The following is a 5,102-nucleotide window of genomic DNA, read 5'->3' on the forward strand; positions in this document are numbered from 1 at the left end:
GGACCCGGCCTCTGCTGCTCGCGGAGGGCTGGCTACAGCCCGACCGGGCTGCCGTCCTGCACGATGATGCCGTCGGTGATCGCCCGCTTCCGGAGCGCCACCTTCGTGCCGACGTCGAAGCCGGCCACGCGGTACTTCTCACGGATGCGCTTGAGGTAGCTCTTCGCGGTCTCCTCGGAGATGCCGAGCTGGTACGCCACGCTCTTCACGGGCTCGCCGCCGCCGTACAGGGCCATCACGCGACGCTCCTGGGCGCTGAGCTTCGGCACGCCGCCGACGTCGCCGCTGTTGATCGCGAGGTCGAGCTCCGCCGACACGTACTGCTCACCGCGCTGCGCCGACCGGATCGCCTCGACGATCATCTCGGCGTCCTCGCTCTTGACGAGGTAGCCGAGGGCGCCGGAGGCGAGGGCCTCGCGGACGACGTTCGGCTCCGAGTAGGTGCTCATCACGACGGTCTTGACGCCGGCGGTCTTGAGCGTCGAGATCTTCAGCGAGACCGGGATCGAGTCCTTGAGGTCGAGGTCGAGCAGCACCACGTCCACCGGGAACGCGGGGCTCGTGAGGAGCTCCGGCCACGTCGTGACGGCCGCGACGAGGGTGATGTCGTCGGCGGCGTTCCGGATCCACTCCGTCAGCGCGCCGAGGAGCATCCTGTGGTCGTCGACGAGTGCGAGTCGGATGGGTTCCTCTGGAGTCGCCATGCTGGCGTCCTTTCTACGGGGCAGTCGTGGCAGATCCTAGGCGGACGGACCACGTGACACGGGCAGGCTGGTCAGGGTGTCCGGCAGTTTCGGGCCAGCCGGTTCCGTGCGACGACTACATCGACGGATGTCGGTCGACGACGCAGTGCGCGACGACGTGGAGCACGCCGTCCCGCACGGAGTCGGTGTACGGACCGATCCGCTGGAGGGCACTCCAGGCGGTGGGGCCGAGTCGACGACGCGGGACGCCGCGCGACTCGAACACGATGGGGACGTCCATGGTCTCGTCGGTCACCGGGTGGCCGTCGGAGCCGACCGGACCGAGCGTGACGGAGACGACGGGCGAGCCGGCCTGGGACCCGCGGCCCTCGGCGACGCCGACCATCTGCCAGAGCGCCTGCAGCAGCCCGTCGCGCTGGGCGGGGGAGAGGTGGCCGGCGAGGGACTGCGGGTCGGCGACGCTGACCGACCGGCCGAGGTTGTCCGACTCCGTGATCGCGTGGTACAGCCAGGTCTCGCGGCGGCCCTCGATGAGGTGCAGACGGAGTTCGGTCGCGAGCGAGGCGGCGACCGAGGCGGAGGCGTCGGAGAGCGGGAGCGGATCACTGCCGTTCGCGACGGCGTCGAGCAGCTTCTCGGCGGCGAGGTCGAGTCGGGCGAGCTCGTCCGAGGCGAGCATACCGACCGCGAACTGCGGCGCCTGCACGTTGCTCTGCACGAGGACGCGGTCGAGTTCGCGCTGCACGAGCTGGCGGAACCGCTGCACGACGAAGATCGCGATTGACGGCGGCACGACCACGAGGGAGAGCGTCGAGACCAGCCCCGGCATGGTGTCGCTCGTGATCGGGGTCGAGGCGATCGACATCCCGATGAACGCCAGGGCGAGGACGGCGATGGCCGCAGCGACCTCGCGGGCGGGGCGCAGCGTCGCGACGGGCAGCAGCGCGAAGCCGGCCGCGACCGACGCCGACGCCGTGTGCACGAGGTCGTGCTCCGGCCAGATCCCGACGAAGTCGAGCGTCACCACGCAGCCGAGGACCACGCAGATGAGCCCGAAGGCCAGCCCGGTCAGGCGTTCGCCGTAGTTGAGCAGGCTGAGGCCGACCCCGACGGCCGCGATGAGGTACAGCGCCCAGGCCGCTGCGGGCAGCCACGGGTTCGTGAAGTCCTCCCAGCGGATCAGGAAGAAGACGATGCCGGCGACCGCCTCGATGCCGGTGAGGACGGCGGCGCCGAGCCCCAGGTACCCGGCGCCGAGCGACGCGCCCGGCTTGGCGGCCTGCCGCAGCGACCGCGCACCGGTCGAGGTGGAGGGCAGACCGCGGGCCTGCCGACGTTCGTTACCCCGGTACCGCTCACGGGCCTCCCGGCGGGTGCGTGGTGCGGGCTGGACGGGCTCACCGGGCAGTCCACGACTGATGGTGTCCTCGGGAACGCGGCTCATCGGGGAGTCTCCACGCCGACGGTCGTGCGGGTCATCGGGGCGCCTCCAGGACGACGGTGGTGCCGGAGCCCGGCGCGGAGAACAGCTTCGCGTCGCCCCCGACCTCGCGGAGACGGTTCACGACGCTCTCCTTGAACCCGAGGCGTTCGGCGCTGATCTCGCCGAGCTCGAAGCCGACACCGGAGTCCGTGACCATGGCCCGGACCATCTCGTTGTCGTGCACGATCGTCACGTGCGCCTCGCCGACGCCGGCGTGCCGTCGGACGTTCTCGAGGCACTCGCCGAGCGCGAGGAGGAACGCGTCGAGCACGTGCGAGGGCAGGAGCACCTGGCCGGTGCCGTGCCAGCTGACCTCGAGGCCCATCCGACCGAAGCGCTGCTTGACCGACTCGAGGGTCTGGCCGAGGGGCGACTCCTCTTCTCGGGTGAGCGAGTAGTCGCCGGACTGCTGCGGCTGGGGCGTCGCGCCGAGGCGGAGGTGGCGGAGGAGCCGTGCGTCCTCGGCGGCCTGCTCCCGCATCGCCTGCTCGGACACGCCCACGCCGGAGTGTGCGAGGAGCGTCAGCGTCGCGAGGACCGTGTCGTGCAGGAGTCGGGCGCCCTGGCGTCGCTGCGCCTCGGTCTCGCTGGCCTGCCGTTCGGCGCGGTGCGCGGTGCCGATGCTGTAGATACGGCGGGCGACCCGGGGGATGCTCCGCGAGATCCAGATCGTGACGACGGCGATGAGGACCCAGCCGAGCAGGGCCCCGGTCACCGGAGCGGCGAGGATGCCTCCGCTCGCCCAGGTGATCGCGACGACGACGATCCCGCCCGTGGCGATCGTCAGACCGAGGCCGACCGGGTGTCCGCGCTGCGCCATGAGCGGCGCCGACAAGGTGCCGGCGGCGAGCGGGACGACCGCCGACGCGATGACCGGCCGGACGGTGTCGTCGACGCCGAAGAACAGCAGTGCGAGGGAGCCGAGGCCGGACGCCAGGATCAGGGCAGTCCACCAGACCGAGTTGTTCCACCCGAAGACGAGCAGCGCGCCGATCATGATCGCGATGCACGCGAGGGCACCGACCAACGGGACGACGGGGACCGCGAGCGCGGAGATGATCCCGATGACGGAGACGAGCGCGCACACGATGCCGACGACACGGGTGGTGGACCGCAGCAAGCGGTCGCGTTCCTGTGCGATGAAGTCCATCGATGTCCTGGTTGGTGACGGGGAAACTGGTGGTGCCGGGTAATGCGGGGTCGTGCCGTGTGTTGGTGCCTCGCGGTGCGCCGCGTGTTCGCGCGGTGCCGTGCGGTGCCGTGCGGTGAAAACCGAGCCTCGGTCAGGCCGCGGCACCACGCCATCATTCCACGCGCGACACCCGTTGGGGGGTGTTCGGCGCGCGGTGCCGTGTCGGATGGTTCTGTGATCGTTATTGCAGGCGTTATGTGAACGACCGACTGGACGCACGCTGTCCCGCGACGTCGCAGATCGTCCCGACGCCCGACGCCCGACGCCCGACGCCCGACGCCGGACGGCGCGGCCCGTCGGACCTGCCGGACCCGGCCCCGCGCTACGCGTCGAGCAACCGCCGCAGGTGCGCGCCCACGGCCTCGTGCTCGATGAGGAACCCGTCGTGCCCGAACTCGCTCTCGATCACCGCCGCACGGTCGCCGTCGAGGGTGTCCGGCACGCCCGCCGCGATCCGGTGCTGGTCCTCGACGGGGAACAGTCGATCGCTCGAGACCCCGACCACGAGGGTCCGTGCCGTCACGAGGGCGAGCGCCGCCGCCACCCCGCCCCGCCCGGCCCCGACGTCGTGCGAGTCCATCGCGTGGCTCAGCGTCACGTAGCTCGACGCGTCGAAGCGCCGGGTGAACTTGTTGCCGTGGAAGTCGAGGTAGCTCTCCACCGAGAACCGGCCGTCGTCGCCGAGCGGGGAGACGTCGCTCTGCCACGACCGGGCGAAGCGACCGTTGAGCTCGTCCGACGCCCGGTACGTCATCAGCGCCATCCGCCGTGCCAGGGCGAGCCCGCGGTGGGGTCCCTCGCCCGCATCGGCCTCGTAGTAGTCGCCGCCGGCGAACGCGGGATCCATCTGGATCGCCGCACGCTGCAGCGAGTTCGCGGCGATCTGGTCGGCGGTGGTCTGCGCCGTCGATGCGAGGACCGCCAGTCGGGCGACCCGGGAGGGGTGCGCCACCGCGAACTCCAGCGCGTGCATGCCGCCCATCGACCCGCCGACGACCGCGGCGAAGATGTCGATGCCGAGCCGGTCGGCGAGCTGTGCCTGCAGGGCGACCTGGTCGCGGACCGTGACGAACGGGAAGCGCGAGCCCCACTCGAGGCCGTCCGGCGATACCGACGAGGGCCCCGTCGTGCCCTGGCACCCGCCGAGCATGTTCGGGGCGATCACGAACCAGCGGTCGGTGTCGATCGCGCGGCCCGGGCCGACGACGTCGCCCCACCAGCCCGCGGTCCGGTGCCCGGGTCCGGGCAGCCCCGCGACGTGCGAGTCGCCGGTCAGCGCGTGGAACACGAGGACGGCGTTGTCCCGTGCCGCGTTCAGCTCACCCCAGGTCTCGTAGGCGACCCGCACGGCCGGGATCCGGCCCCCGCGGACCCACTGCTCGCCCAGGGCCGCGAAGTGCCGTGCACCCGGGTGGTCGCCCGGGCGCCAGGCGCCGGTCACGGGCGGCTTGCCGAGCGTGCCGAGTTCGGTGCCGGGCACGAGGGTGGACGGCACGGAGTCCTCGGGGGTCGTCTGCCAGTCCATCGGGTCCAGTCTGCCGGGAGGCGCGCCCCACGGCCGCCGTGTTACGTCACGTCCGGCGTGGCGCCGGGTCGCGGGCCGCGCTCGCCCTTTGCGTGCGTGCGCATGTTCCGACCTCGTGCGCGTTGTTCGACTCGTGGATCGTCGCACCATGCGCACGCACCGGATGCGTGCGCAACGAGCGACGTCCCACGAGTCGAT

Annotated in this window: 4 protein-coding genes; all 4 read right to left on the minus strand. The window is 71.8% G+C overall.

Annotation, left to right across the window (positions count from 1 at the left end; genetic code table 11):
- Positions 1–32: 32 nt before the first annotated feature.
- On the minus strand, positions 33–704 hold the full coding sequence (locus tag BIU96_RS12935; RefSeq protein WP_071293030.1) for a response regulator transcription factor: 672 nt from the start codon (positions 702–704) through the stop codon (positions 33–35).
- A 115-nt stretch (positions 705–819) separates the two neighbouring features.
- Positions 820–2,148 carry a hypothetical protein gene (locus BIU96_RS12940; protein ID WP_083402891.1) on the minus strand — a complete coding sequence of 443 codons (1,329 nt, stop codon included), beginning with the start codon at positions 2,146–2,148 and terminating at the stop codon, positions 820–822.
- A gap of 31 nt (positions 2,149–2,179) precedes the next feature.
- On the minus strand, positions 2,180–3,337 hold the full coding sequence (locus tag BIU96_RS12945; RefSeq protein ID WP_071293031.1) for a sensor histidine kinase: 1,158 nt from the start codon (positions 3,335–3,337) through the stop codon (positions 2,180–2,182).
- A gap of 364 nt (positions 3,338–3,701) precedes the next feature.
- Positions 3,702–4,904: a homoserine O-acetyltransferase gene (locus BIU96_RS12950; RefSeq protein WP_071293032.1), complete on the minus strand. Its 1,203-nt coding sequence runs from the start codon at positions 4,902–4,904 to the stop codon at positions 3,702–3,704.
- Positions 4,905–5,102 lie beyond the last annotated feature (198 nt).

Origin of the sequence: Curtobacterium sp. MCBA15_008 (assembly GCF_001865065.1) — a bacterium.
Taxonomy (GTDB): Bacteria; Actinomycetota; Actinomycetes; order Actinomycetales; family Microbacteriaceae; genus Curtobacterium.